This window comes from Agrobacterium sp. K11 (assembly GCF_059429395.1).
In genome coordinates, this window is record NZ_JCAHRB010000016.1 from 21,179 (window position 1) to 47,212 (window position 26,034).

The following is a 26,034-nucleotide window of genomic DNA, read 5'->3' on the forward strand; positions in this document are numbered from 1 at the left end:
ATCTTCGACTTTGCTAATACTGGGATAATATTCCTCAACTTTGGGGTGCTTGACTCTTTTGCACTACGAGAACAAACAATGAACATATAGCCCGTACGACATAATGTCGATCCTTTGAACACGACCTTGAAGGGAGCCGTGAACGATGAGTGCTGCCCGTCAGAGGGTGATTTGTGACTTGAGAGATCGCATCGCGTCGATGGAAGGGGTATCCGCGAAGCGGGCCGGAACACTTTCTTTTGGCGTTTCCGAGATCGATGCGGCCTTGCCTGGCGGGGGCCTCGCCTATGGCGCGCTGCACGAGTTTGCAGGCGGTGGCTCCGGTACTGTCGATGGTGCAGCGGCCGCCCTTTGTGTTGCCGGCATTGCCGCAAGAACAAAAGGCCCCGTCATCTGGTGTCTGACGCGACCGGATCTTTTTTTTCCAGCTCTTGCCCATGTGGGTCTGCATCCCGACCGCGTCATCTTTGTTGAATCCGACAAGGAAGAGGATGTGCTGGCCAATATGGAGGAGGGCCTTTCCTTCGGCGGACTTGGTGCCGTCGTCGGTGAACTTGTTCGCCTGCCTATGGTCAGTTCCCGCCGTCTGCAGCTTGCAGCCGAGCGAACCGGGACCATGGCGCTTGCGGTCCGCCGATGGCGGCGACAGACGGAGGCCAATGACTTTGGGCAGCCGACGGCCTCGACCACGCGGTGGCGTGTCAGCGTGATGCCGTCAGAGGAGTTGCCGGTACCGGGGGTGGGCAGGCCTCAATGGTTTCTGGAATTGATGCGCGTGAAAGCGGGTGAGTGTGCTGAGTTTCTCGTGAGGGCGTGCGATGACAAGGGTCGTCTCGATCTATCTTCCGGATCTGCCGACGGATCGCATTCGTCGGGCCGATCCGTCTATTCCGCCTGAACAGCCAATCGCCGTGATCGCGAGAATCGGTTCGAAGCGATGGGTGTCTGCCGCCGATCCGGCTGCCAGAAAGGCGGGCGTGCATGCCGGCATGGCGGCGGCAAAGGCGCAGTCGCTGTTTCGCGGCCTGATGCTGGTTGACGCAGATTCGCAAGCCGATCAAGCCGCGCTCGAGCGCATCACGCTCTGGGCGCTGACGATCTATTCGCCGATCGGCGCCGTCGACGGGATTGATGGTATCGTCATGGATACGGAAGGCGCCGATCATCTGCAGGGTGGTGAACTGCCGATGGTGACGAAGATCGCCAACCAGTTTCTTGCCCGAAAACTGACGGCGCGCGTGGCGGTTGCCGACAGCTGGGGTGCTGCCCATGCTTGCGCCCGCGCAATCAATCGCGAAACGATTGTCGTTCCTCCGGGCGAGACGGCCCGTGCCGTCGAAAAACTGCCGATTTCGCTTCTGCGCCTGCCGTCAAAGATCGTCTCTGATCTGCGCATTCTCGGTTTCCAGACAATCGGCGAGCTTGCCAACACCCCGCGGGCCCCGCTGACATTGCGCTTCGGTCCGGAGGTCGGTCGCCGTCTCGACCAGATGCTCTGTCGTGTCGCCGAGCCGATCGAGCCCATCCGGACGGCAGAGCTGGTTGAAGTCTCCAAGGCCTTCGCCGAACCGATCGGGGCTGCGGAAACAATCAATAAATATGTTGGCCGTCTAGTCGTCAAACTCGTTGACGAACTCCAGCAGCGCGGGCTTGGCGTTCGCCGTGCCGACCTGATCGTCGAGAAGGTCGATGGCACGAGACAGGCCATCCGCGCCGGAACCGCCAGGCCCGCCCGCGATGTCGCCTGGCTGACAAAACTGTTTCGGGACCGGACGGAAAAGATCGAGCCGGGCTTCGGAATCGAAAAGCTGATCCTGCTCGCCGTGATAGCCGAGCCTCTCGAGGAGGCTCAGAAAGCCTCTGCTCTGGTCGAGGATGAGGTCACTGATGTCACGCCGCTGATCGACCTCTATGGAAACCGGGGGCAGAGGGTCTATCGCGTCGCACCGGTCGCCTCCGATGTGCCGGAACGCTCTGTCCAGCGCATCAGCCCCGTCGCCGAACCGATCGCCGTTGCCTGGGTCAGCCATTGGCGCCGCCCCGTTCGTCTCTTGCCGAGACCTGAGTTGATCGAGGCGATCGCGCTGATGCCGGACCGGCCCCCAGTCTCCATCGTCTGGCGTGGCAAACGCCGCAAGGTCAAACGTGCCGACGGCCCGGAACGCATTTTCGGGGAATGGTGGCAGCGAGATGCCGAAATGGACGCCGTGCGCGACTACTTTGTCATCGAGGACGAAGCAGGCGAGCGCTTGTGGGTGTTCCGCTCCGGCGACGGTATTGATCCGGAAACCGGGTCACACCGCTGGTTCTGCCACGGGATATTCGCATGAGCTATGCCGAGCTCCAGGTCACGACACATTTTTCGTTTCTGCGTGGTGCCTCGTCGGCGCAGGAGTTGTTTGATACTGCAAAACTCCTTGGGATCAGTGCGATCGGCGTCGTCGATCGTAATTCGCTCGCAGGCATCGTCCGCGCCCTTGAAGCATCCCGCGCGACGGGTCTCCGCCTCGTCGTTGGCTGTCGCCTCGACCTTGCCGACGGTATGTCGTTGCTGGTCTATCCGATGGATCGTCCGGCATATTCGCGGCTGACCCGGCTCATCACGCTTGGCAAGTCGCGCGGCGGCAAGAACAACTGCATTTTGCACTGGGACGATGTCATGGCTTACTCGGAAGGCATGATCGGCATTCTGGTGCCGGATCTGCCGGACACCACATGCGCCGCGCAGCTTCGCAAGTTGGCGCACGTTTTTGGTGATCGAGCCTATGTATCGCTGTGCCTGCGCCGGCGACCCAACGACCAGATGCGGCTCCATGAGATTTCCAACATGGCGGCACGGTTCAGGGTCAAAACCGTTGTCACCAATGACGTGCTGTTTCATGAGCCGGGTCGGCGGCAGTTGCAGGACATCGTCACCTGCATCAGGCATAACACAACGATCGACGATGTCGGCTTCGAGCGCGAGCGTCATGCCGACCGATATCTGAAGCCTCCGGAAGAAATGGCTCGCCTATTTCCGCGCTATCCGGAGGCCCTGGCACGAAGCATGGAGATCGTGCGTCGTTGCAAGTTCTCGCTTGAGGAACTGACCTACCAGTACCCGGAGGAAGCCATTGTGCCGGGCAAGGATGCTCAGGGATCGCTCGAGCATTATGTCTGGCAATGCCTGCCGGATCGTTATCCGGAAGGCTTGCCGCCCGACGTCTTGAAAACCGTACGGCATGAGCTCGATCTCATCCGCGCCATGAAATATGCGCCGTATTTTCTGACGGTGTTTTCGATCGTGCGCTTTGCAAGAAGCCAGGGCATTCTCTGCCAAGGCAGGGGATCGGCGGCCAACAGCGCCGTCTGCTATATTCTCGGCATTACCTCTATCGATCCCTCGACCAACGACCTCCTGTTCGAGCGTTTCGTCAGCCAGGAGCGCGACGAACCGCCGGATATCGATGTCGACTTCGAGCATGAACGGCGCGAGGAGGTCATCCAATGGATCTACAAGACCTACCGACATGACAAGGCTGCCCTCTGCGCCACCGTTACGCGGTATCGTGCCAAGGGAGCGATCCGCGATGTCGGCAAGGCGCTCGGCCTGCCGGAAGACGTGATCAAGGCGCTGTCATCGGGCATGTGGTCCTGGTCGGAGGAAGTGCCCGACAGAAACATCCGGGAACTCAACCTCAACCCGGACGACCGGCGCTTAGCGCTCACCCTGAAACTGGCGCAGCAGCTGATGGGTGCGCCACGCCACCTTGGCCAGCATCCAGGAGGATTTGTCCTCACCCATGACCGGCTGGACGATCTCGTGCCGATCGAGCCGGCAACGATGAAGGACCGCCAGATCATCGAATGGGACAAGGATGACGTCGAGGCGCTGAAGTTCATGAAGGTGGATGTGCTCGCACTCGGCATGCTCACCTGCATGGCAAAGGCGTTTCATCTCATCCGTGAGGATAAGGGCGAGGATCTCGATCTGTCTACGATCCAGCAGGAGGACGCAGCCACCTACGCAATGATCAGAAAAGCCGATACGCTCGGGACCTTCCAGATCGAGAGCCGCGCCCAGATGGCGATGCTGCCGCGCCTGAAACCCCGCACCTTCTACGATCTGGTCGTGCAGGTGGCGATCGTCCGGCCCGGTCCTATCCAGGGCGACATGGTGCATCCCTATCTTCGCCGCCGCGAAGGCAAGGAGCCGGTAGAGTATCCCACACCCGAGCTTGAGGCCGTGCTCGGCAAGACGCTGGGCGTGCCGCTGTTTCAGGAGAGCGCCATGCGCGTCGCCATGGTCTGCGCCGGTTTTACCGGTGGCGAGGCCGACCAGCTGCGTAAGTCGATGGCCACCTTCAAGTTCACCGGCGGGGTCTCCCGCTTCAAGGAAAAACTCGTCTCCGGCATGGTCAAGAACGGTTATTCGGCGGAGTTCGCCGAAAAGACCTTTTCCCAGCTCGAAGGTTTCGGCAGCTACGGTTTTCCGGAAAGTCACGCGGCATCTTTTGCGCTGATCGCCTATGCATCGAACTACATCAAATGCCATTATCCGGATGTCTTTTGCGCGGCGCTTTTGAACAGTCAGCCGATGGGTTTTTATGCTCCAGCCCAGATCGTCGGTGATGCGATCAAGCATGGCGTCGAGGTGCGACCTGTGTGCGTCAACCGCTCGCGCTGGGACTGCACGCTGGAAAAGATCGGCAGCACCGATCGGCATGCTGTCCGGCTTGGGTTTCGGCAGGTAAAGGGACTGGCTGTCGCCGACGCAGCGCGGATCGTGACGGCACGAATGAATAGTCCTTTCTTATCCGTCGATGACATGTGGCGCCGGTCCAGCGTGCCGACGGAGGCCCTTGTCCAGCTGGCAGAGGCCGATGCCTTTCTGCCATCGCTCAAACTCGAGAGGCGCGACGCGCTCTGGGCCATCAAGGCGCTGCGTGATGAGCCATTGCCGTTGTTTGCCGCCGCGACTGAGCGGGAGATGGCGGCAATTGCTGAGCAGCAGGAGCCGGAGGTCGCCCTTCGGCAGATGACGGACGGGCACAACGTCATCGAAGATTACAGCCATACGGGCTTGACGCTACGGCAGCATCCGGTTGCGTTCCTGCGCAGGGACCTGTCGGCACGCAACATCATCCCTTGTGCGGAGGCGATGAATGCTCGGGATGGGCGATGGGTTTATACTGCAGGTCTGGTGCTGGTGCGCCAGAAGCCCGGGTCGGCCAAGGGTGTCATGTTCATCACCATCGAGGACGAAACAGGCCCTGCCAACATCGTCGTCTGGCCGTCACTGTTCGAGAAGCGCAGGAGCGTGGTGCTCGGATCCTCGATGATGGCAATCAATGGGCGGATTCAGCGGGAAGGGGAGGTCGTGCATCTTGTCGCGCAGCAACTCTTCGACCTGTCAGCGGACCTTGTCGGTCTGGCTGATCGGGATACCGGGTTCAGGCTGCCGGCGGGGCGGGGCGACGAGTTTGCCCACGGCGGCGGCGGGCCGGATTCGCGTGATCGACAAAAGCCTGTTGTCCCGCGGGACATGTTCACACCCGATCTCCATATCGATACGCTGAAGGTGAAGAGCAGGAATTTTCAGTGATTTTTCGCTATCCCGGGAGCCGCGCCGCTTGGCGTCCCTCGAGGGCCCCCGCAGCATTTTTGGGAAAACAGTAGAGTTGGCGTGCAGCCATGGGTGCCACATCAGCGCGATAATTACCGAACGAGGCTGAGCATGTATGGGAGTGGGACGACAGCGCGCTCTACAGCGGCGAATGGTTCGAGATCGCCGAGGCATCCCGCGACTACACGTTGGAGATACTGCCGCCGCTCTCGATCAAGGCCGGGATATTCACCATGCGCGAATTCCCGAACGGTTTGGTCACCAGCATCCTCTTCTCTCTGCCGGTCGACGGGTGCATCCGGCACTTCCGCGGTTATTGCGACCTGGCCGACAAGAGCTCGCCCGAACGCATGCAAAGCGCTGTCATCGAACGCGAATCCAGGCCCTCCCTTGTGATGACGCACGACGAGAAGCTGGAACATATCTGGTCGAGCACCGCCGACGATTATCGCGGTTATGCGGCGTAATCCCTCCGTCGATGGACTTTCGTGAAAGCTCGCGCGACAGGAGGATGCAATCGCATCATTGCGTGCCCGTGCACATCTGCCGGGTGGCTCAGGCCAAACGGGACCACGAGCCGATAGTGACGTCGGCGGTTGTGATGACTGGGCAAGCTGCGGCTTGGACGTTGGATCGGCGCGGCCTGGCGCAGGTCTAGCGTGGTTTCCTCTCAGCTTCGGCATCCGAGGTTTGCCTCTGGCCGTTCCGTCCTTCGGTTTCGTGGCGTCTGAACCGGCGCCCGTTCGGTTCAAGGCCGCTGTCGCGCCGCGGGGCGGCCGGTCATGCCGCTCTCGACAAAGCAGGCACGCGGGCTTCGCAAGGGCTTGTCACCCCTGCTTGACCGCCTGCCTGCTTCGCTCGATCTGGCCTGCCCGGGCCCTGATCCGCCCGGATTGCGCCTGTTCCTTTCGACCGCACCGAAGGACAGAACGGCCAGGGGGCCGACACTTCGGCGAAGCAAAGGAGACCACCATGGCAAAGTCAGCAACCCAATCCCGCCAATCAATCCGCCAATCCGCCCGCGTCGTGCCGCTGCGCAGAGGCGCCACCCTCGAAATGGTCCGCCTTTCATGCCCCGATGAAACACAGGCGCTTCGGATCGCCGAAAGCTTCGGGATCGCCATTGTCGACAGCGATGGCATCCGTGGCATGCACGAGCGCCTGATCGTCGAAACCGCCACCGCACTTTCCGATGGCCTTGGCGACCGGGCGATGCAGATCCATCTGCAGCGCATCGTCGGGGCCTATGTCGGATCGGCCCATGGCGCCGGCCAGTTCTACTCCCGCGCCGTCACCGAGGCGCGGAACGCCACCGCCAAGAGCGCTGCGGATGCCCGCGACGAGGATCTCGACGGTCCGGTCGGCTATGAGAGCGCCGCCCAGCGCAAGCGCGAATTCGCAGCCGACATGGGCATCCAGGCACATGCGCTCAGAATGGCGGCCGTCGGCGCTGTCGCAGCCTATGAGCAGGTGGTGGGCGAAACATGGAAGCCCTTCGACCGGCCGGTCGAAAATCCCGGCCAGACGCTCGACCGCAAGGCGGCAGCAGTCCAGCTGTCAGCCTTCGAATAACATCCATCACGGCGGGGCTCCGGCCCCGCCTTTGTTCACGTCGACGAAGGTGTCCTGTTCTCGTCAGCTCGAAGTAACGAGGGCCTGTGCCGGCCACCACCTCGAATCTACGACGGGACGCGACTTCAATGCGTCGACAGAAGGTCCCAACCTCAACCGCGCCGTTGCTAAGATTCCATCGGCTACCGTGCGGCAGAAAGTGGTCCTGCTGGCGAAGCCCTCGCATTGGCTGCGGATGAAGATCGGGAATCTGTCCATTGCGACCCCGTCCCGCCTTCGGTCTGCCGGGCCGAGGGTCTCGCGCAAGGGCTTCGCCCTCCTTCACGTTGTTACGGCGCGTTCCGCGTGCGCTCATCCCTGATCTGCCCGGCTTTTGACCGACGTGACGGGGTCGCGATGGTCGCGACCTCCAAAAACGGAGGTTCAAGGATATGAAAAGAAAAGGGCAGGGCGAGCGCGCCGATCTCTATGCGCGGATCACCGACAGGATCGTTGCGGATCTGGAAAAAGGCGTCCGTCCGTGGATGAAGCCCTGGTCGGCCGCAAATACGACCGGACGGATCACCCGGCCGCTGCGCCACAACGGCGAAGCCTATAGCGGTCTCAACGTGCTGCTGTTGTGGTCGGAGAGCACAGCGAGGGGCTATGTCTCGCCGACATGGATGACGTTCAAACAGGCCTTGCAGCTGGATGGAGCTGTTCGCAAGGGCGAGACCGGAACGACGGTCATCTATGCAAGCCGCTTCACCAAGTCGGAGACCGACAGCAATGGCGGCGAGGTGGAGCGCGATATTCCGTTCCTTAAATCGTACACGGTGTTCAACGTGGCGCAGATCGACGGCCTGCCTGACCACTATCATGGCGTACCCGAACCGCTCCTGAGCCCGATCGAGCGCATCGGTCACGCCGACGAGTTCTTCCGCAATACCGGCGCAGTCATTCGGCACGGCGGCAAACAGGCATACTATTCTCCGGCCATGGACTATATCCAGATGCCACCGTTCGAAGCCTTCCGCGATGCCGCCGGGTATGCGGCAGTCCTCAGCCATGAGGCGACCCACTGGACGGCGGCAGAACATCGCGTGGGACGCGACCTGTCGCGCTATGCCAAGGACCGGACGGAGCGAGCGCGGGAAGAACTCATTGCCGAACTTGGCAGTTGCTTCCTCTGCGCTGACCTCGGTATCGCGCCGGAACTTGAGCCGCGGCCGGATCACGCGTCCTATCTGCAGTCATGGCTCTCGGTGCTGGCCAACGACAAACGGGCAATTTTCCAGGCGGCCGCGCATGCGCAGCGGGCGGTCAATTATCTCCACGGTCTTCAGCCAAGGGCGGATGCCTGCGCGACGAGGGAGGCAGTGTAATAGCGCCCCTCTCTTTTTAGAGCGTCCTTTGGTACTGCTCCCAAAATCTGAATCCGGGCAGCGCGGATTGACCGTTCGGGAGGAAAGCGAAGGCGATCTTGTTCCGTGCGGGCGCGAGCCAGTTTTGCTGCGACTGGCCCTAATGCGTTGCGCATCAGCAACAGGTCATGTTTGCGGATACGAGCAAGCATGGGCAACATGTGCCCGATTGAAAACCGGAGCCGCCATCGAGAAGGAAAGTTCGGCGACGCTCACCGGACTTGTCGCATTGGCCCGGCAATGCCCAAACGATCGATGTGGCCATTGCTGCCATCCATTCGGGCATAGGAAGTGGGCGCGGCCAACGCGGCCTCGATTTGACATGTCTGATCGAAGAGCGGCTGCGCCTCGATCGTTCTCCCGCAACGGCATCGCCCCCTTTCTTCCCCTGCGACCTGCGTTCGCATTCCTCGCGGTCCAAGAAAGCCGTCTCCCGCCGCCCTCCATTGCATTCCGGTCCCTTAAGGATGCGGTCCGATCGTCCCCGATCAAATCGACAGTCATCGAGGACGCGATGGTCGCGGCCCGATCAAACCGAAAGGATCACGACAATGGCAATCATCGGCGAATTCACCACCAACGGCAACACCATCCTCGGCCACGTACGCACTCTGACGGTCTCCATGAAGGCCCGCCTGAACCCGATCGAACGCACATCCCGCGACGCTCCCGACTTCCGGATCATGTCCGGAGCGGCCGAAGTCGGCGCCGCCTGGAGCCAGGTTTCCGGCGACGGAGAGCCCTACATCTCGGTCAAGCTCGACGATCCGAGCTTCCCGGCCCCGATCAATGCGGCACTTTGGCCGACCGAGAGGGAAGGCGACTATACGTTGGTCTGGAACCGCCCGAAGCGCGACGCCTGATCAAAGACGAAGCCCTGCCGGAAACGGCGGGGCTTTTCTCTTGTTCAAACCAAGAAGGAACCGGGCATCTAGCCCGCTTCTTCTTCTGGTCGCGATACGGAGAGGCGGGGTCTGCTCAGAGTGACCAATCGTGCCGCGAGCAAATGCCGGCCTCAAGGACTTCGCGTGGCCCCCCGATTTTGCTTCCGCTCCGGTTCCCTGCGCTTCAACAAAACCGGCACCCCACTCGCCGCCTCTGGCGGTCGCCGACGCGATCCCTGACCCCGTCATTTCCTCACGCCCCGCGGCGTCATCTTTCTCAAACGTCAAGGAGATGACGATGCTACTGGAACAACATATCGAAGAACTGCGCGCCGAGATGAACCATTGCCACCCAGACGAGCGTCGCCAGATTGCCGCGGAGCTGGAACTGGCTCTGGCCGAACTGGCCGTTATCATGGCCGAGCAGGACGGTTCCGTTGAGGCCGTGCCGCCCTTCTGAGGGTGGCATACACCCGCAATGCTGCCACTACCGTCCGATTGCCATCGAGATCGAGATCAGCTTAAGCGTGATGGCAAGCAGCGCCGATGACGCTGCGCCGTCTGCCTTTGGCGGCTCCCCCCTGATGACCCCGCTTACCGCGGTGCGGCTCACTTGTTCAGCACATCTTTCAGTGCTTTGGCAGGCTGGAACGTAAGCTTCTTCGCAGCGGCAACCTTGATGGTGGCGCCGGTTGCCGGATTGCGAGCCTCACGCTCCGGGGTATCCTTGATCTTGAACTTGCCGAATCCCGGGATAGATGTTTCCGCTCCGGACGTGGCTGCCCTCGTGATCGACGCGAAGACGGTTTCGACGATCGATTTCGCCTGGGCTTTGGTCAGGTTCTGTTCGGATGCGATCTTTTCGGCGATTTCATTGGTTGTGGTCATGACGGTTTCCTCGTTAAAGACGGGAAAACCCTTTCAGGCGATCATTACGTTGTCATGCGGCGTTGTGCTTAGAGTGGCGCTCCTGCAGGGGTTTCCACAGCTTCTTGCCGGTTGATAGCCCCTTTTGCGCTTCTGCAGTACCAGTTCGAGGAAGCGCGATATCGCATCATTCTCATTGCCGAACACCTCGGTCATCTCCCCGCCAGCCTTGCCGATCCGTCCCCAGCTTCGCACGACGGCTATTTCGCCAAAAAGGGTTGGCCGGATCGCGAGCGCGTAATATCGGGCCATGTTCCTGTTGGCGTCGATCCTCTGGCAATAAAGCTGGTAGTGGTGTGTTTCCATCCCCGCATGATCGGCGATGCTCGCGATCTGGTCCAACGAGACTTATGAATCGAAAGGTCGCGTCCGATTCATTTCTGTGATGGATGCCTGTTGCGGTTTCGGCAGTGTCCGATCATCCTCACGGGATCAAGCTTCCCGGTCTGAACGATACGCCCGGGCGCGATCGTCGAGGTGAGCACAGCCGGTAAATCAGATGGCGAGCTGTCTTCGCTTCCAATCGTCAGTCGGTCCATGTTCAGGTATCGCATGTTTTCGAAAAAGGAGGATCAAATGGCACCCTTTGAGGAAGCGGCGGCCGCGACGACTACGATACAGGAGCATCTGTCATCTACGCTGGAGAGGCACTAGGACGGGTTGAGCTAGCACATCGTCAATTCTTCGGTGTCCATGCCCATCCTTCAACGAGACACAACGACCTGATCGAAGCGCTAGAAGGCTATCGACGCGGCACTGGCGCTGATGAAGGCAACGAAATGGCCAATAGAAGCCGAATACGGTCCGCAAGAAAACGCCTGAGCCGTCAAGGTCCCAGCTTGGCAAACCTGTTGGGCCTGGCGTGCATATCCATGTCCTTCCGCCTGAAATAGATCGCCCGTCCGCAGCGGATCGGACTGTGGCCCTGGACGATAATGATCTGCTCGTCCTTGCGCATCGATTGGGTGATTTCGTGCGGCATAATGAGCGGCCGGCGCTGGAAATTGATACTTTCGGATTTACGCGATGCACTGTTTTTCGCACCCCAGCCGAGATTGCGAGAACTGCCTTTGACTTCGACGGTCATTTCTCCACATTGGGCAGAGACGTTGCGGGCGGTATCCAGTGCTTTGATCGCGGCGTAACTCGCGAAAGCGCAGCCGTCGATCCACGACACCGCACCGTCTTTTCCGAAGTGCCGTTCCAGTTGCCCGACTGACTGGTACATCAGCATCATGCTGACGCCATACTTGCGACCGCGATCGCGAGCCTCTTCAAGCACGCGCATGTAGCCAAGCAGATCGACTTCGTCCAAAATGAACAACGCTCGCCTCGTGAACGCACCATCCGCTTCGACCATCGCGTTGATCAGCGAGCCGATGATCACCCGACCGATACCGGGATAGGACCGCAGAATCGATGCGGGGATATTGATAAACACGTCTTTCTTTCCGCCAGCGATCTCGCTCGATTTGAACGTGTTGCCGCAAACCAGTGCCGCGTAATTATCGAGCGACAGCCATTGCGTATCTTTCGATGCCGTCGAATAGACGCCTGAGAACGTTTGCTCGGTCATGTTAACAAAAACGCCGAGCGTTTCGCGGATGAAGGCGGACGTGGAGTGTTCCTGTACGTCGCGCAGCATGGCGAGCACGGAGGTTTCCGGCTCGGAGACGATCTGGCGCAGGCTGCGCAGGTTTCGCCGTCCTGCATATTCCGGTGACAGCATCACATGCGCTAGAAGACCAGTCAGCAGATTGTGCGCCTGCGATTGGAAGTAAGAGCCAGTCGACGATTCGAAGCGCAAGCTTTCCGAGAGTAACATGTGCGCAATGCCGACAATGTCCTCTTCCTTTTTTAGCGAGTGCTCGATTCCGTCGAGCACGTTAAATCCCATGACCGGATTTGCCGGATCGAGCACAACAACCTCTCGGTTGAGTTTATCTCTTCGGTGGTCAACGACCATCGGGGCCACCTCGGTGGACGGATCCAGGCAAATGAGCGGGCCTGTATATCTGAGCGCCGTCGGCACGACGTTGCTGGTGGTCTTGAAGCCACCAGAGCCCGCGAAGAAAAGCATGTGGGTCGAATCGAAATCCTGGGCGTAGGTCAGCAGCGGGGCTTTGCCACCACGTCCCCAGGTGGCCGGATCGTTCGGATCGAACGGCAGCTCATGGATGAGGTCTTTGTCGACCCTGTAGCGCTCACCGATAACGATTTCACCATCATCGGGAAACAGCCGTGCCGCCGCCGACATCGGCAGCCAGTCTGCATCTCCGAATGTTCCGCGCCTGGCGCGCGTCACCTGTTCGGGCACGACGCTGGAGATGCGCGCCGCGACCGCGGCCGCCATGAACCCCATCGCTGCGCCAACGACCGCAATCATGTCGACGAATGAGAGCGCCCGATCCCAGGTCAGCACACCGCTCTCTACGAGCGGCTGAAGCCGCCCGAACTCGCGCAACCCGTAAAAGCCGGCCATCAGGAGAAAGCAGAGAAAGCTTGCCAACGCCACGGGCCTTCGCCGATGGAGGGGCAGCGCCCAGACCGCCAGCAATCCAGCCAGAGGCCCGAACAAAAGGACCGGTAACGGTGACGCCCGAAGGAACCAGTATTGCGTCTTGCCGGTGATGCCAGTCGCCAATTCAGGCCAACGCCAGTGGGCGACGTAAAAGGAAAATCCGGTGACGGCGATGGGAATGGTGATAAGCAACAGGCTCGGATGCTGTTTGGCCTTTCCCTTCATTCCGCCACCTTCAAAAAGCGTTCTAACCCGCCGTTGGATGCCGCATCTCTGAAGGCGAGCTCCCCGATATCGCGAATACGCCGATGTTCAGGTGTCCCCGGCACGACCCGCTTCATTTCGAGAAGTCCGCCAAGCAGGAAAGCCCGATCGGCGTTCGAAAGGCCCGCGCGAACGACAATGTCACCGAGCAAGAACTTTTCTCTCGCTCCCGTCTTTCGGTCAGATGTCATGAGGAACCTCCGTTTCCGAACCAGTTGCTCCATTTGCCTGTCCACGCGGCGAAGCAGGTGAGCCAGCGGCTTGCTTCTTCTCGCCGTTGCGAAATCGCGCTGCGATCTCGTCGAAGATGCGATCCACCTCCTCGTCAGCGATCTCCATCTCCGCCAATCCCGACTTCGTCGCCGCACGCGCGAAACGATCAGCTGATTTTACTATTAAAGTTTTTCTTCGTTCGCGAAGCTTCTCGATTTGAGCATCAATATCCATGAGCGCAGGCTTAGTGGCCATAGGCAAGTCCTTTCAACGTCTTTGGAAATTTTCATCCCGTCATTTAACTGACTAGAAAATAGTAGTCAAAAGCGCTACCGTACACAAGCCCACAAACGTCGATATTGGAAATCCCAGCAGGGCCGTCTCCTGGAAAAGCAGCATCGGTCTTGTCAGGCCGATCGATTTGAGGGCGCAATATACGTCGCTGACGCGACGTGCCTGGAAGGACTGGAGACGTTAGTGGCGATCATGTTCGTCAGAGCGCAGGTGATCAGCAGGGGAGCGGGACGCAGTATCGTTTCGGCCGCCGCCTATCGTCATCGGGCGCGGATGATGGACGAACAGGCCGGAACCTCCTTCAGTTACCGTGGCGGCGGCGCCGAACTGAAACACGAGGAGTTGGCGCTGCCGGACCAGGTACCGGCCTGGCTGCGCGCGGTCATCGACGGGAAGAGCGTCGTTGCGGCCAGCGAGGCTCTTTGGAATGCAGTGGACGCATTCGAAACTCGTGCCGACGCGCAGCTTGCCCGCGAGTTGATCATCGCGCTTCCGGAAGAGTTGACGCGATCAGAGAACATCGCCCTTGTGCGCGAGTTCGTCCGGGACAATCTGACGTCCAAGGGCATGATCGCCGACTGGGTTTATCATGACAGGCAAGGCAATCCACACATCCACCTGATGACCGCGCTTCGACCTCTGACGGAACGGGGTTTCGGGCCGAAGAAAGTGCCGGTGCTTGGCACCGACGGCGAGCCGTTGCGGGTCGTCACGCCGGACCGACCGAAGGGCAAGATCGTCTACAGGCTCTGGGCCGGCGACAAGGAGACCATGAAGGGCTGGAAAATCGCCTGGGCGGAAACAGCCAATCGGCATCTAGCGCTTGCCGGCCATGAGATACGCCTCGACGGGCGTTCCTATGCCGAACAGGGGCTCGACGGGATTGCCCAGAAACATCTCGGGCCAGAAAAGGCAGCGCTTGCCCGCAAGGGTGTCACGATGTATTTCGCGCCGGCCGATCTCGCGCGCCGGCAGGAGATGGCCGACCGGTTGCTGGCCGATCCGCATCTACTCCTGAAACAACTCGGCAACGAGCGCTCCACCTTCGATGAACGGGACATCGCCAAGGCTCTGCACCGCTATGTCGACGATCCCGCTGATTTCGCCAATATACGTGCCAAGCTGATGGCCTCCAATGACCTCATGCTGTTGAAGCGGCAACAGGCTAACCTGCAGACCGGCAAGTTGGCCGAACCTGCGGTCTTCACCACACGCGATATCCTGCGCACCGAATACGACATGGCGCAGTCGGCGGAAGTTCTGGCCCGGCGCAAGGGCTTCGGCGTCGCCAACGCGAAAATTGCGGCGGCTGTCAGAACCATAGAAACCGCCAATCCGGAAAATCTGTTCACGCTTGATCGCGAACAGGTGGAGGCTGTCCATCATGTCGCCGGCGACACTGGCATCGCTGCTGTGGTCGGGCTTGCCGGTGCGGGCAAATCGACGCTGCTTGCCGCGGCGCGCGTCGCCTGGGAGAGCGACAACCACCGCGTCTTCGGGGCGGCGCTTGCGGGCAAGGCGGCCGAGGGGCTTGAGGACAGTTCCGGCATCAGATCGCGCACGCTCGCCTACTGGGAACTAGCCTGGCATAGCGGACGCGATCTCCTCGACCGGCGGGACATCTTTGTCATCGATGAAGCTGGCATGGTCTCGTCGCAGCAGATGGCGCGTGTGCTCAAGCGCGCCGAGGAGGCCGGAGCCAAGGTGGTTCTGGTCGGCGATGCAATGCAGCTTCAACCGATCCAGGCCGGCGCAGCCTTTCGGGCAATCTCCGAACGGATCGGTTTCGCCGAACTTGCCGGTGTGCGGCGCCAGCGTGAGGAGTGGGCGCGAGAGGCCTCCCGTCTTTTCGCCCGCGGCAAGGTCGAGGAGGGGCTGGATGCTTATGCGCAGCGGGGGCATATTGTCGAGGCGGAGAGCCGGGCTGAAGCTGTGGAGCGCATCGTTGCTGACTGGACGAGCGCTCGCCGCGACCTCATCCAGCAATATGCCGATAAAGAACAGTCGGTTCGCATGCGTGGTGACGAACTGCTCGTTCTCGCCCATACCAATGACGACGTAAGGCGGCTCAATGAAGCGCTGCGCAACGTCATGAAAGATGAAGGCGCCCTGACCGTCTCTCGTGAATTCCAAACGGAACGAGGCGTGCGGGAGTTCGCCGTCGGCGACCGGATCATCTTCCTCGAAAACGCCCGGTTCCTCGAGCCGCGCGCGCAAAGGCTTGGGCCTCAATATGTCAAGAACGGCATGCTCGGCACGGTCGTCTCCACCGGCGACACGCACGGCGGCCCACTACTATCGGTCCGTCTCGATAATGGCCGGGATGTCATTATCAGCGAAGACAGCTATCGCAATGTCGATCACGGTTATGCTGCGACCATTCACAAGTCCCAAGGTGCGACCGTCGACAGGACATTCGTGCTCGCAACCGGGCTGATGGATCAGCACCTGACGTACGTGTCGATGACACGCCATCGCGACCGGGCCGATCTTTATGCCGCTCGCGAGGACTTTGAGCCGAAGCCGGGATGGGGCAAAATATCCCGGGTTGATCACGCCGCAGGCGTCACGGGCGAGCTGGTCGGAACCGGCAATGCGAAGTTCAGGCCGCAAGACGAGGATGCCGATAAAAGCCCCTACGCCGATGTGAAAGCGGACGACGGAAGCGTGCATCGGCTCTGGGGCGTAAGCCTTCCGAAGGCCCTGGAGGAGGCCGGCGTGTCGGAAGGCGACACGGTGACGCTGCGCAAGGACGGTGTCGAACGGGTGACGGTGATGGTGCACGTCATCGACGAAAAAACGGGAAAGAAGAGGCTCGAGGAACGGACGGTCCATCGAAACGTCTGGACTGCCAAACGGATTGAAACGACAGAGGTTCGCCGGCAGCGCCTCGAGGAGGAGAGCCATCGGCCGGAACTGTTCAAGCAACTGGTGGAGCGTCTTGGCCGCTCCGGCGCCAAGACGACGACCCTCGATTTCGAGAGCGAGGCCGGCTACCGGGCGCACGCCCGCGATTTTGCCCAGCGTCGCGGTATCGATACGCTCTTTGGGGTCGCAGCCTGGATGGAGGACGGAGCGGCGCGGCAGCTGGCGTGGCTGGCGCAGAAGCGCGAGCAAGTGGCGAAGCTTTGGGAGCGGGCGAGCGTGGCGCTCGGCTTCGCGATCGAAAGCGAGAAGCGTGTTTCCTATAGTGAGGAACGAGCCGAAACCCGGACGGCAAAAATTCCGACGGATCGACAATATCTCATCCCGCCGAAAACATTGTTTTCCCGTAGTGTCGGCGAGGATGCCCGCCGCGCGCAGCTTCGCTCGGATCACTGGAAGGAACGCGACGCCATTCTTCGCCCAGTCTTGCAAAAGATCTATCGCGATCCCGAAGGTGCGCTTGCAAGACTGAACGCGCTTGCCTCCGACGCGCGGATTGCGCCCCGCGAGCTTGCCGACGATCTTGAGGCCTCGCCGCAGCGTCTCGGCCGTCTGCGTGGATCGAATCTTCTTGTCGATGGCCGCGCGGCCCGCTCCGAGCGCGATGCGGCGGTGTCGGCCTTGTCCGAATTGCTGCCGATGGCGCGTTCCCATGCCACAGAGTTCCGCCGCCAGGTCGAACACTTCGGCATGCGAGAGGAGCAACGGCGCGCGCATATGTCGTTGTCGATCCCGGCGCTTTCCAAACCGGCTATGGCGCGCCTTGCCGAAATCGAAGCCGTACGCGAGCGCGGTGGCAAGGATGCCTACAAGACGGCCTTCGCCTACGCGGCGGAGGATCGCCTTTTTGTTCAAGAGGTGAGGGGGGTCAACGACGCTCTCAACGCTCGCTTCGGCTGGTCCGCCTTCACCGACAAGGCAGACACTGTTGCCCAGCGCAACATGATCGAGCGCATGCCGGACGACCTTGACCTCGACCGGTGCGAAAAGCTCAATCGTCTTTTTACCACCATACGCCGCTTTGCCGAAGAACAGCATCTTGCCGAAAGGAAGGATCGCTCCAGGATCGTTACCGGCGCCAGCGTCGTGCCTGGGAAAGAGACGGTGCCGGTGTTGCCAATGCTTGCAGCTGTAATGGAGTTTGAAACCCCGATCGACCACGAGGCGCGGGAGAGGGCGCGAGCTGTTCCTCACTACAGTCAAAATCGCGCCGCCCTTGCGAACGCGGCAGCGCGTATCTGGCGCGATCCGGCAGGTGCTGTCGGAAAGATTGAAGATCTGATCCTGAAGGGCTTTGCCGGTGAGCGGATCGCTGCGGCCATCAGCAATGATCCCGCTGCCTACGGCGCGTTGCGAGGCTCCGGCCGTATCATGGACAAATTGCTCGCTGTCGGCCTGGAGCGGCGGGAGGCTTTCCGTGCCGTCCCGGAGGCGGCAAGCCGTGTGCGGTTATTGGCCACCTCATTTAGGGCCGCATTTGATGCAGAGAGGGAGGCGATAACTGAGGAGCGCCAGCGCATGAGCATTGCCATCCCGGGACTGTCGCCGTCCGCCGAAGATGCACTGAGAGAACTCTCAGTGGCGATGAAGAAAAAGAACGGCAGGCTCGACGTTGCTGCCGGCTCGCTCGATCCCTCCACTAGTAAGGAGTTTGCAACCGTCAGCCGCGCCCTCGACGAGCGCTTCGGCCGCAATGCCATCCTGCGTGGAGAGCTGGATGTTATCAATCGCGTGCCGCCTGCTCAGCGCCGCGCGTTCGAGGTAATGCGGGAACAGTTGAAGGTGTTGCAGCAGGTTGTCCGCATGCAGGCAAGCCAGAACATCGTAGCAGAGCGCCACCGGCGTGTCCTCGACCGCGCCCGCGGCGTTATCCTCTTTAACCAATGAATGGCTAACACCTGTGCTGAGCTTGTCCCTCATGCTGTTCGCTTGCGGCAATGCGTTGCGTGGCCGGAAGATGGTCAGCCGGATCAGGAGCTTTAATGACCGCTTCAGTAGCTGGCAGTTCTGAAGGCAGTTATTCAACCCACTTTGATGGGTTGAATAAATTGAAAATATGCGTTAATTGAACCATTGAAAGGGTCAATTAATGCGCCTAACGCTCCAAACCCATTTTTATGGCCAGTGGCACCACGCCGCGACGCTGGAACTTAAGGATGACGCGGCCGGCTTCCAGGGCGCGTCCATCGTCGATTACGATCTCTACTATTTCGTCACAGTTGCATCTGCGGAGTTCGCGGGTGGAAAAACGGTTCGCGACCATCGCGCGTTATCTGTCCGATATCCCGTTGATCTCGAAAATCGATATAGCCGCAGCTGGCCGCCCTTCCTCTTGGATCTTATGCCACAGGGGCATGCAAGGCGAAAGCTTGCCGAGCATCTCAGTCTTGCTGAAGGCTCGCGCGCTTCTGATCTACCGCTGCTTCTGCGATCGGCGACGGGCGGCATAGGCAATATCCGGATCAAAGAAGCGGCGGAGGCCGAGACGGAACGGCTGCGCGGTGTTGAGCGCCAAGGGGTTACAGAAGCGGAAATGCTTGAGCGCTCGGATCGTTTCATGGAAGTCGCCGATCGCTTCGGAATGCTCGCCTCTGGCTCAAGTGGCCTGCAAGGCGAATGGCCTAAGGTCTCGATGACCCAAGCGAATGACGGTCTCTATTATCCCGACAGCTTCGTGACTGATGATGAGGCCGTGCGCCATGTCATTGTCAAGCTGGTCCGCAGCAGCGAGCCTGTGGACCGCCTTATACTCGAAGGCGAAGCTCTCTATTCGCGGATCGCTCAAGAGATCGGCCTGAATGGGCACGAACCTTCGACCTATGCCGAAAGTGTCCTGATCATTCCTCGGTTCGACCGGAAGAAAAAAGAAGGTGGCGGAACCGTTAGGCTGGGCCAAGAAAGCCTGGTATCCGCGATCGGCGTTGCTGATTTCGGTCATGTCGGCTCGCATGAGGCCTACATCGACGTTTTGCGCCACTATTCTGCTAATCCCTTCGCGGACATTGTCGAATACCTGAAGCGGGACATCGCCAATTTGGCGCTCGGCAATCCCGATAATCACGGCCGAAATTCTGCACTGAGTAAGCACCAGGACGGCACGATCCGCCTGTCTCCGCTCTTTGATTTCGCGCCAATGCGGCTTGCCAAAGAGGGGATCGTTCGTTCCACCCGCTGGGCCATGATGCGGGACGGTGGTCGCGATCACCTTCCCGATTGGAAACGCATTTGCGCTGAACTGATCCCTGATCCTGATGAGCAGAATGCGCTCGCAGCTGAGCTTTCCGTGTTTGCCGGTTACCTCCGGCAAACACCGGCTATGGCGAAAGATATGGGTGGGTCTCCGGAAATTCTGGAGCGTGCAATGGGCCGCTGCATTGAAATCGCGGAGAGCGTTCTGGCGGCGTGCCAGTGATGCCGGAGGACAGCTAAATGGCTCGATGGAGAAAGCCAACGAAAGAGGAAATTCTTGAGAACCGGCGAACACTGGCGGAACGCGCTCGGACTGGCGACTTGAGGTTACCTGAGGCTGTTGTTGAAATCCGAAGGGGGCTTGGTTTGACGCAGGACGAATTCGCCAAGACGCTATCGCTCACCAGGCGCCAAGTTGCTGAGATCGAAGCAGGGACGGCGAACCCAACGCTCGAAACTTTGGGGAAGATTGGCCGATTGTTCGGATTTACTGTGGGGTTTATTCCGAAGGCGCAATGATGGCTGAATTTTCTCGGGGGATGGGCGTTGGTACTACGCAAGTAAGCGACGGCGACCATCAAAAATCAATCGGCTGCTGGAGGCCGCTGGCTGGCGCTTCTTCGATGGCAAGAGCGGTCCCGCGAATGTCGTTCTTGAGCCGAACGTCAAGCTGAAGCCTGAGCACATCGAAAGTCGCGGTGCGGACTTTGAGAAAAGCGCGAAGGGATTCATCGACTTTTTGTTGCTGGGCAACGACGGCAAGCCGCTGATCATCTTGGAAGCGAAATCGGAAGATAAAGATCGTATAGCCCCACCTGCAAGCGTATTCGCGCATTCTGACCTTGCCATCAATGTCGTAACGGCATTTTTCGGAAAGCCCAATCGAGCTTGGTCAATGTGCGAGGAAAACACCGCTTACTGCTCCGAGCCCTCAAAACTGGACCAGTTCATAACTGGAGTTTTCCGCGATAACTTCCCGGTCGGGGAAAAGAGCGGAAGCATGAAGGCATCGAAGTTCTCGGACGCCCAGAAGTCGTTTAATTTTAAGCAGGGCGACGGCAGCGTGCCAGTGGCGAAGATTTGCCGGAATGCGGGGATAGGTAACTTCGCAAGTTGGTCGGCTATGCCCTTAACTCGCTTGTCTTTCCGGGAGAGTTAAGAGGCTCCTGATCCGAAGCCATCTTGTGTTATCCTCAGCGAGTGCTCCCTCCATGGGGCCCCGTCACTCGAGTGCCTCGCCATCGGCGCGGTGCCATTCGAGCTCCGGGAGCAGATGGGTAGCGACCTGAGAGAAGGTTGCCTGCAGCACGGACCGCATCCCGAGGAGTGTCAAAGGATCCTCGGCCTCAATACGAAGGTGAAGGCCACCGACTGCGTGGGTGATGATGACGCGCCCGTCGTCAAAGGCAATCAGTGGTTCAGAATGATTGGTTGTGATTGAAAAAGACCAGCCGCGCAGAGTGCCGCGCAGTAGATCGAGCGTCCGATCCGGATCAGCGATCGACACGAACGTTTCGGAAATGTGTTTGGCCATAAGAAACTCTCGGTGACGGGTCAGACAAATAGCAAGCCCGGAGCAGCGGCAGCGCGTGACGCGAACAGCGGTTGGCGATAAAGTGGCTCATACACTTGGAGTTTTCCGCAAATGGCAGCGAGGAGGCTGCATGAACCCTTTTATGCGACGCAACAGACGATCAAAGACACGGAAATAACCGTTTGACGTTCATCATTCGGCACTCCACGAAGGCGCGGCTAGTGATGACAGTCCTGCAAGCCGCCAAGGTTCACCACAAACATAAAGGTACTTTCGGGAAGCGCTTTAGCCCGGCATTATTCAGCCACGTCTTGCTCGGCAATCTCACGAGCGACGTCTGCCTCAAGCGCCGATACATGGTCACGGCATACCTTGTCCACCAGACCGAGCAGTACCGTTGCTCGCTCGCCAATCCAATCAAGCGCCTCTTGGCTGATTTTGTAATGGCTTGAATAACGTGCCTTTACATATGCTTCGTTGATCGTATTGAACCACGCTCTCTCCCGATGGTGATCGCGAGGGAAGGCCTCGATCAGTCGACGATCCCGTTCTTCCGCGAATGATCGCAGGACTTTCAGGTTGTGGGACGCCGGCGTGTAGTTCGTCATCGTCAAAAGAACGCTGGCATAAGCCTGCTCGATTGCTTGGTGTAGGAGGAATGCTGCCTCATTGATATCTCCTTCCCGGTTGTAGAAGTCAAACCCCTTCTTGTATTTCGAAGCCGCGTTAAACCTATGGTCAAAATGCTCTTTTGCGACTCGCAAGTGCTCTTCCGGTGTCAACATCTTGGGCTCTGCGAGCGGCTTGTCGTCCAGCTCATAAAGCGCGATGCCTTCCTTGCGGATGTCGGAGAAGAAATGCTGGCTCTCCTGCAAAGATGTGTTCACTTCCCGCAGCGAGTGGACGATGATCTGCACGGGTCTCTTTATCATCTTGTCACGGATCAACCTGTCGGCAGCCTTGTACCAATATTCGGCAAAATCCGTCAGCTTGCGGTTGTTGACGATCACAAGAAGATCGAAATCAGATCTATACCCCTTGGATGTGAACGGTTCGTCCACCTGCGTACCTCTGGCATAGGATCCGAAGAGGATGATCTTCAGGATGCGGCCACGCTTTTTGAATTTCGCCGTGCCGCCCTCCAGGGCATCCTCGAATTCTTCGTGAATAATCTCCAGCGCGCGCTGGAGCTCCGTTTGTATTTGCGGGGGAATATGATCGAGCGATGTTTTCATGGTCGGCAAATGTCTTCTCTTCTCCGCAACAGGCTGGATTCGTCCGCCTCAATCTGTAGTTTACATCACACTTTGCTGGCAACAAATGTTGCTATCCGCAAAACCCGCCGCTCATTCTCGTCGCAAGACCGGCCTTCTGAGCGACTACAGCCTGATGCGGACTTACGATATTGCCTGGTCATCCATGATCTCTGACAGAGCTGTGCAAAGTCCCGTGATTTCCTCAGGTGTATGGTCCGAGGTGACACAAACGCGAATGCCGGCCTTCCCCTTCGCAACTGTCGGGAAGAAGATCGCCGAGCCGTAAATTCCCCGATCAAGCAGCGCCCGGGTCCCATTGACGGCACGCTCTTCGGTGCCAAGGTTCACCGTCCGAATTGGCAAGGGAGCTCCGCTTTGCTCTGTCACCAACATCGAGTCCAGAAGTGCGATATTGGAACTGAGAGCCAGCTGTCTTCGCAAAAGCTCGTCGCTGCGGTGTATTGTCAACGAACCTGAAACTGCACCAATTGCCGCAACATTCAATGACGCAGAAAAAGCGTGCGCGACAGCAAAACGACGGAATAGTTCTTCCTGACGCGCCGTACCAAGCATCAACATTCCGCCCGAGGCGCCAAAACCCTTTCCGAGCGACGCGGCTATGATAGTTCGCTCGCCGAGTTCGTTTCCGTATTGTGACCGCACAAATCCTTCACCGTTCTTCCCGCAGATTGATACGCCGTGGGCGTCATCGATGTAGAGAAACAGACCGTATCGATCCTGCAAGTAGCGCAGATCCCGAATGGGCGCATTTCCACCCATCGAGTAGACGCCGTCGCAAACGTAAGCCACGGCCCTGTTGGACCGGCACAACTCCTCCAATGCATCTAGATCATTATGGGCCAACGTACGGACCTGCGTTTCCAGAGCGATTGTGCCCTTGTGAAAGGCGAGTGTTGCGTGCGCGTGACGGTCAAAAACCATCATCGGCCTGATGCCGCCGGTGAGGTGTCCGGAGGCGACGATAGGTAATGCTCCCATGTTCGCCGCCAGCACCGTTGTGTAGGCGATGACCCTCGCCTGGAAGAGATCTGAAAGCGAATTTTCCAAGTCGCGGAGGATTGCAAAATTCAGTCGGGTCCTTGCGCATGACCAGTGCAGTGCCCGGTATTCCTCAATCGCCTTGATCGCGCCGTCTATGACGAGCGGGTGATTGTCGAGGCCCAGATATGAACAACGCACGAAATCTGTGATGCGCTGTGATGGAAAGCCGTCAAAAACGATGTCTACCTGCCTCGCAGCCCTTGGCCGCGCATATAGGGCCATCAAGCCCTGCTGGTGAGCCGCGTTAAAGTAGTCTTGCGCATGATCTATCAATCCCCCGGTGTTTCGGCTTGCGTGCTGCTGCGTTTTGTCGGTCGACATTTCTCAGGTCCCCTAACCAAAAAGATGCATGCAGGATCGGCAAATTATCGCAACGATCAACAAACGCTCTCGGAAGATTTTGAGAAATCTCTGTAAACCTTTGGCGTCATAAACCAGAACGGCGCTTACGCCGGCTGCGCGGCTACATCGATGGCGTAGCCGCTTGATCTCGCGGTTCTGATGATGTCGAAGCCCGCCGCTTTCTTCAGGTGCCGCCTGATACGGCCAATGTGAACGTCAACCGTCCGTGGTTGCACGTAAACCTCATTCGGCCACGCCGCTGTTATCAACTCGTCTCGACTGAACACTCTCCCGGGAGCCGTAAGAAGGTGTTCGAGCAATTTGAACTCAATCGGTCCCAAAGTGAGCTCGACGCCGCTAACCAAAACGCGTTTGCGTTCTGGCCAAAGCTCGATTTCGCCCAGTTTAAGGGATGCGTTTTGTGACGTTGTCGCGACTGGTTGTTGCCGTACAGGGTTTATGCCTTCGAGAAAGCCCAGCAGATGTGGCGGCCAGAATGGGCGGATCAGGCACTGATCCGCGCCTGCACGCATGAGTTCCATATAGGCTTCCGTGTCGCCGTTGGGAATGATGGCAAGTATTGGCAGTTTTTCCGTCTTGTCACACGATTTGATGCGTTGGCAGATGATGGCTGCCCCATGGTGATCGCGATCCACGTCGAGGATCAGTCCGACGATGTCCGGCTGGGCAACTTTGTCGCCGATTTCGTTTCTATCGCAAAGAACCGCCCGCGTGCCCTCCGTAGAGAGAATGTGCTTGAGCATCGCAAAATAGTCCGCGTTCTCCGTAAGAATTGCGACTGCGGCTTTGGTCTCTATCCCGTGCTGCATCTCAGATCCTCAATACATAACGTCTTTTAGTAGCCGTCATATGATGTCACAAAAAATAATGCAATCACCGGTAGCCATCTATGTAAAATAGAATAATCAACAAATTATACCCGATATCCCGGCAAGTCGCTTGAAGTCAGAGCGTATTATGTGACATCATAAAGATGCTTTCTTGCGGCCCATTGCGCTTCATGGGCGGGAAAGCCGTGACCTGATCGAATAGCCATGGGCGAACATGCAGGCGCTGCGCTCTGCATCTCTAAAACGAGCCTGAACGCCCGGCATATTCGTTGTTCCGCGCCGGGTGGCTCGGAGGTTACATGCGTAGTTGGAAAAGTGCAGTCATTGCCGATAGCGCCGGCGATGACATTCTCACGTCTTGCGATGAAGCCGACGCCACGGCAATTGCCAGAATGATTTTCGGTACAGATGCCGCGCTCGCCGTCGCCTTCAGTGCTATTGATGCACGTCTAGACGGGAGGGATCGCGATTTTCTTTTTTGGGCCAGAGTTTTTCGGTCGCTTACTGACGGATGAATTGTGCGCGCCGGATTATAATTTTGTGGCCGAATATCCTGCGGAGCGCACGGTTCTGATGACGTTGTGGCCGTGTCGGTTCAAAGACCGTCTTATTTTGCCGATGTGAATGTCCACCGTACGCGGCTCGACATCGGCATCCTCGGGCCAGCAATTCCGGATGAGTTCGTCACGGCTGACGACCCTGTCTGTGTTTCTTGCAAGATACAACAGGATCCTGAAATGCAGGGGCGAAAGACTGATGTGCGTCTCACCCCGCCGGACCCTGACGGATGCAACATTGATTTCCACGTCATCGAGAAAAACGCTGACATCAGTTGGTGCGGTTGTGTTGCACCGCAGGCCAAACTTGAGAAACTCAAGCAGTTTGCCCGGGTCAAAAGGGCGCCTCACCAGATAGTCAAATACGGATGATTGAACGCCGGCTATCTTTTTATTGTCAAGTGGGAAGCCGACAACTCGAATGTCCGGCTGTTCTTTCTTTACAAGAACCGCTGAGCGGAGCAGATCGTCCATTGCAAGGCAGATCAGTACCGTGCGGCGTTGTGGCTGACTCTTCGCATCATCCGGTAAAAACATATCGAGGCTCGGCAGCAGGTCGACGTCGTGGCCGGCCTGTTCGAGTGTGATTAGGCATGGAATAAGGACCCCGCAAATGGGGTGATCGGCGTCCAAAC

General features: G+C 58.9%; 22 protein-coding genes and 1 pseudogene. 12 read left to right on the forward strand and 11 right to left on the reverse strand.

Annotated elements, in window-relative coordinates; all coding sequences use genetic code 11:
- Positions 1-145: 145 nt before the first annotated feature.
- The 8 genes and pseudogenes from AC5SEO_RS24955 to AC5SEO_RS24990 all read left to right on the forward strand — a co-directional run bounded on the left by AC5SEO_RS24955 (position 146) and on the right by AC5SEO_RS24990 (position 9,924).
- The gene (locus AC5SEO_RS24955) at positions 146-898 is read left to right on the forward strand and encodes an ImuA family protein (protein WP_035200997.1); all 753 of its coding nucleotides are present in this window, start codon (positions 146-148) and stop codon (positions 896-898) included.
- Positions 819-2,330, forward strand: a complete 1,512-nt coding sequence (locus AC5SEO_RS24960) for a Y-family DNA polymerase (protein WP_162705482.1) — start codon at positions 819-821, stop codon at positions 2,328-2,330. The genes AC5SEO_RS24955 and AC5SEO_RS24960 overlap by 80 nt, the downstream gene beginning before the upstream one ends.
- Positions 2,327-5,584, forward strand: coding sequence for an error-prone DNA polymerase (locus AC5SEO_RS24965; RefSeq protein ID WP_495364123.1), 3,258 nt, complete (start codon positions 2,327-2,329; stop codon positions 5,582-5,584). The genes AC5SEO_RS24960 and AC5SEO_RS24965 overlap by 4 nt, the downstream gene beginning before the upstream one ends.
- Before the next feature lie 140 nt (positions 5,585-5,724).
- A pseudogene (locus AC5SEO_RS24970) lies at positions 5,725-6,072 on the forward strand (DUF1419 domain-containing protein); the annotation flags it as partial.
- 505 nt (positions 6,073-6,577) lie between these two features.
- On the forward strand, positions 6,578-7,177 hold the full coding sequence (locus AC5SEO_RS24975; RefSeq protein WP_076846236.1) for a hypothetical protein: 600 nt from the start codon (positions 6,578-6,580) through the stop codon (positions 7,175-7,177).
- Between the two features lie 431 nt (positions 7,178-7,608).
- Complete coding sequence (locus AC5SEO_RS24980; protein WP_025591405.1) at positions 7,609-8,541, forward strand: ArdC family protein; 933 nt, start codon at positions 7,609-7,611, stop codon at positions 8,539-8,541.
- A 590-nt stretch (positions 8,542-9,131) separates the two neighbouring features.
- Complete coding sequence (locus tag AC5SEO_RS24985; protein WP_003517402.1) at positions 9,132-9,443, forward strand: DUF736 domain-containing protein; 312 nt, start codon at positions 9,132-9,134, stop codon at positions 9,441-9,443.
- Between the two features lie 319 nt (positions 9,444-9,762).
- Positions 9,763-9,924 (forward strand): hypothetical protein, encoded by a 162-nt coding sequence (locus AC5SEO_RS24990; RefSeq protein WP_174038061.1) that lies wholly within the window; start codon positions 9,763-9,765, stop codon positions 9,922-9,924.
- A gap of 149 nt (positions 9,925-10,073) precedes the next feature.
- On the opposite strand, the gene AC5SEO_RS24995 is transcribed toward AC5SEO_RS24990, so the two are convergent.
- The 5 genes from AC5SEO_RS24995 to AC5SEO_RS25015 all read right to left on the reverse strand — a co-directional run bounded on the left by AC5SEO_RS24995 (position 10,074) and on the right by AC5SEO_RS25015 (position 13,644).
- Positions 10,074-10,352, reverse strand: coding sequence for an HU family DNA-binding protein (locus AC5SEO_RS24995; protein WP_035200990.1), 279 nt, complete (start codon positions 10,350-10,352; stop codon positions 10,074-10,076).
- A gap of 33 nt (positions 10,353-10,385) precedes the next feature.
- Positions 10,386-10,697, reverse strand: coding sequence for a WGR domain-containing protein (locus tag AC5SEO_RS25000; protein WP_112192288.1), 312 nt, complete (start codon positions 10,695-10,697; stop codon positions 10,386-10,388).
- A gap of 520 nt (positions 10,698-11,217) precedes the next feature.
- Positions 11,218-13,137 (reverse strand): Ti-type conjugative transfer system protein TraG, encoded by a 1,920-nt coding sequence (gene traG, locus AC5SEO_RS25005; RefSeq protein WP_112401590.1) that lies wholly within the window; start codon positions 13,135-13,137, stop codon positions 11,218-11,220.
- Positions 13,134-13,367 carry a conjugal transfer protein TraD gene (locus tag AC5SEO_RS25010; protein WP_112192285.1) on the reverse strand — a complete coding sequence of 78 codons (234 nt, stop codon included), beginning with the start codon at positions 13,365-13,367 and terminating at the stop codon, positions 13,134-13,136. Before AC5SEO_RS25010 ends, traG begins: the two co-directional genes overlap by 4 nt.
- On the reverse strand, positions 13,357-13,644 hold the full coding sequence (locus tag AC5SEO_RS25015) for a TraC family protein (RefSeq protein WP_010974374.1): 288 nt from the start codon (positions 13,642-13,644) through the stop codon (positions 13,357-13,359). The genes AC5SEO_RS25010 and AC5SEO_RS25015 overlap by 11 nt, the downstream gene beginning before the upstream one ends.
- A gap of 222 nt (positions 13,645-13,866) precedes the next feature.
- Here AC5SEO_RS25015 and traA point away from each other — a divergent pair, with 222 nt between their 5' ends.
- From traA to AC5SEO_RS25030, 3 genes are all read left to right on the forward strand, one after another.
- A complete protein-coding gene (gene traA, locus AC5SEO_RS25020) occupies positions 13,867-18,495 on the forward strand; it encodes a Ti-type conjugative transfer relaxase TraA (protein ID WP_112192284.1) in 4,629 nt (1,542 codons plus the stop codon).
- Positions 18,496-18,697: 202 nt separating this feature from the next.
- A complete protein-coding gene (locus AC5SEO_RS25025; RefSeq protein WP_112178821.1) occupies positions 18,698-20,020 on the forward strand; it encodes a type II toxin-antitoxin system HipA family toxin in 1,323 nt (440 codons plus the stop codon).
- 17 nt (positions 20,021-20,037) lie between these two features.
- Complete coding sequence (locus tag AC5SEO_RS25030) at positions 20,038-20,316, forward strand: helix-turn-helix transcriptional regulator (RefSeq protein ID WP_003517384.1); 279 nt, start codon at positions 20,038-20,040, stop codon at positions 20,314-20,316.
- A gap of 58 nt (positions 20,317-20,374) precedes the next feature.
- Here the strand turns inward: AC5SEO_RS25030 and AC5SEO_RS25035 are convergent, their stop codons facing one another.
- The 5 genes from AC5SEO_RS25035 to AC5SEO_RS25055 form a co-directional block, all read right to left on the reverse strand.
- Positions 20,375-20,632 (reverse strand): hypothetical protein, encoded by a 258-nt coding sequence (locus AC5SEO_RS25035; protein ID WP_162632963.1) that lies wholly within the window; start codon positions 20,630-20,632, stop codon positions 20,375-20,377.
- Positions 20,633-21,019: 387 nt separating this feature from the next.
- The gene (rctB, locus tag AC5SEO_RS25040; protein WP_112155430.1) at positions 21,020-21,331 is read right to left on the reverse strand and encodes an SMa0974 family conjugal transfer regulator; all 312 of its coding nucleotides are present in this window, start codon (positions 21,329-21,331) and stop codon (positions 21,020-21,022) included.
- 296 nt (positions 21,332-21,627) lie between these two features.
- Positions 21,628-22,566 (reverse strand): nucleotidyltransferase and HEPN domain-containing protein, encoded by a 939-nt coding sequence (locus AC5SEO_RS25045; protein ID WP_112155429.1) that lies wholly within the window; start codon positions 22,564-22,566, stop codon positions 21,628-21,630.
- 162 nt (positions 22,567-22,728) lie between these two features.
- Positions 22,729-23,970 carry an 8-amino-7-oxononanoate synthase family protein gene (locus AC5SEO_RS25050; RefSeq protein ID WP_112155428.1) on the reverse strand — a complete coding sequence of 414 codons (1,242 nt, stop codon included), beginning with the start codon at positions 23,968-23,970 and terminating at the stop codon, positions 22,729-22,731.
- Between the two features lie 125 nt (positions 23,971-24,095).
- Positions 24,096-24,821, reverse strand: coding sequence for a winged helix-turn-helix transcriptional regulator (locus AC5SEO_RS25055; protein WP_112155427.1), 726 nt, complete (start codon positions 24,819-24,821; stop codon positions 24,096-24,098).
- 320 nt (positions 24,822-25,141) lie between these two features.
- Here AC5SEO_RS25055 and AC5SEO_RS25060 point away from each other — a divergent pair, with 320 nt between their 5' ends.
- The gene (locus AC5SEO_RS25060) at positions 25,142-25,357 is read left to right on the forward strand and encodes a Y4oE-related protein (protein ID WP_112155426.1); all 216 of its coding nucleotides are present in this window, start codon (positions 25,142-25,144) and stop codon (positions 25,355-25,357) included.
- Positions 25,358-25,372: 15 nt separating this feature from the next.
- Here AC5SEO_RS25060 and AC5SEO_RS25065 read toward each other — a convergent pair.
- Positions 25,373-26,034, reverse strand: a 662-nt coding sequence (locus AC5SEO_RS25065) for a winged helix-turn-helix transcriptional regulator (protein ID WP_495364124.1), incomplete at its 5' end; no start/stop codon positions are given.

What these genes read in the sequence shown, in the direction of transcription:
- AC5SEO_RS25000 (WP_112192288.1), bottom strand. Translation starts at nt 10,697, where the DNA reads ATGGAAACACACCACTACCAGCTTTATTGCCAGAGGATCGACGCCAAC.
- AC5SEO_RS24960 (WP_162705482.1), top strand. Translation starts at nt 819, where the DNA reads ATGACAAGGGTCGTCTCGATCTATCTTCCGGATCTGCCGACGGATCGC.
- AC5SEO_RS24990 (WP_174038061.1), top strand. Translation starts at nt 9,763, where the DNA reads ATGCTACTGGAACAACATATCGAAGAACTGCGCGCCGAGATGAACCAT.
- traG (WP_112401590.1), bottom strand. Translation starts at nt 13,137, where the DNA reads ATGAAGGGAAAGGCCAAACAGCATCCGAGCCTGTTGCTTATCACCATT.
- AC5SEO_RS24985 (WP_003517402.1), top strand. Translation starts at nt 9,132, where the DNA reads ATGGCAATCATCGGCGAATTCACCACCAACGGCAACACCATCCTCGGC.
- AC5SEO_RS24975 (WP_076846236.1), top strand. Translation starts at nt 6,578, where the DNA reads ATGGCAAAGTCAGCAACCCAATCCCGCCAATCAATCCGCCAATCCGCC.
- AC5SEO_RS24995 (WP_035200990.1), bottom strand. Translation starts at nt 10,352, where the DNA reads ATGACCACAACCAATGAAATCGCCGAAAAGATCGCATCCGAACAGAAC.
- AC5SEO_RS25050 (WP_112155428.1), bottom strand. Translation starts at nt 23,970, where the DNA reads ATGTCGACCGACAAAACGCAGCAGCACGCAAGCCGAAACACCGGGGGA.
- AC5SEO_RS24955 (WP_035200997.1), top strand. Translation starts at nt 146, where the DNA reads ATGAGTGCTGCCCGTCAGAGGGTGATTTGTGACTTGAGAGATCGCATC.
- AC5SEO_RS25055 (WP_112155427.1), bottom strand. Translation starts at nt 24,821, where the DNA reads ATGCAGCACGGGATAGAGACCAAAGCCGCAGTCGCAATTCTTACGGAG.
- AC5SEO_RS25045 (WP_112155429.1), bottom strand. Translation starts at nt 22,566, where the DNA reads ATGAAAACATCGCTCGATCATATTCCCCCGCAAATACAAACGGAGCTC.
- AC5SEO_RS25035 (WP_162632963.1), bottom strand. Translation starts at nt 20,632, where the DNA reads ATGCGCGAATACGCTTGCAGGTGGGGCTATACGATCTTTATCTTCCGA.
- AC5SEO_RS25025 (WP_112178821.1), top strand. Translation starts at nt 18,698, where the DNA reads ATGCGCCTAACGCTCCAAACCCATTTTTATGGCCAGTGGCACCACGCC.
- AC5SEO_RS25015 (WP_010974374.1), bottom strand. Translation starts at nt 13,644, where the DNA reads ATGGCCACTAAGCCTGCGCTCATGGATATTGATGCTCAAATCGAGAAG.
- AC5SEO_RS24965 (WP_495364123.1), top strand. Translation starts at nt 2,327, where the DNA reads ATGAGCTATGCCGAGCTCCAGGTCACGACACATTTTTCGTTTCTGCGT.
- AC5SEO_RS24980 (WP_025591405.1), top strand. Translation starts at nt 7,609, where the DNA reads ATGAAAAGAAAAGGGCAGGGCGAGCGCGCCGATCTCTATGCGCGGATC.
- AC5SEO_RS25060 (WP_112155426.1), top strand. Translation starts at nt 25,142, where the DNA reads ATGCGTAGTTGGAAAAGTGCAGTCATTGCCGATAGCGCCGGCGATGAC.
- AC5SEO_RS25010 (WP_112192285.1), bottom strand. Translation starts at nt 13,367, where the DNA reads ATGACATCTGACCGAAAGACGGGAGCGAGAGAAAAGTTCTTGCTCGGT.
- rctB (WP_112155430.1), bottom strand. Translation starts at nt 21,331, where the DNA reads ATGGCCAAACACATTTCCGAAACGTTCGTGTCGATCGCTGATCCGGAT.
- AC5SEO_RS25030 (WP_003517384.1), top strand. Translation starts at nt 20,038, where the DNA reads ATGGCTCGATGGAGAAAGCCAACGAAAGAGGAAATTCTTGAGAACCGG.